We start from the raw sequence: 423 nt of genomic DNA on the forward strand, positions 1-423 counted from the left end.
CTTTAATGTCCAAAAGTCTTAATAACGCTGGAATAGCGGTGATTTCATTCGATTTTTCTTCTGTCTTTATTTGCCCCATGACAACACCGTTTTGTGTGGCAAAGGCACTGACCATGTGAATGGCGGATTGGCGATTCTCTCGGTTATAAGAGCTTCTTAGAGTTTTGCCATCGATGGCAATGACTTCCCCAAAGGTTCGTTTTGAGACAGATTTCGCCCAGCCGATAAAGCATTGTCGAAACTGAGTGGTGTTGAGTCGAGAAATGATACGAGCAATGGTGTCGTGAGTGGGCACACCTTGAGGAAAAAGCCCTTTTTCCTGTAACCAGAGGCAGTGTGCTTCTCCAAAATCTTCAATATCCTCCCAGCCAGACGCTCCGCTAATCACACTGCAAATCGATAAAAATAGAACATCAAACAGAG

Annotated in this window: 1 protein-coding gene; it reads right to left on the reverse strand. The window is 44.4% G+C overall.

Annotated elements, in window-relative coordinates; all coding sequences use genetic code 11:
- The coding region (locus DK187_RS20390; protein ID WP_111609138.1) for an ISAs1 family transposase at nt 1-423 on the reverse strand (423 nt) is incomplete at both ends.

It is taken from the genome of Marinomonas arctica, from assembly GCF_003259225.1.
GTDB classification, from domain to species: Bacteria; Pseudomonadota; Gammaproteobacteria; order Pseudomonadales; family Marinomonadaceae; genus Marinomonas; species Marinomonas arctica.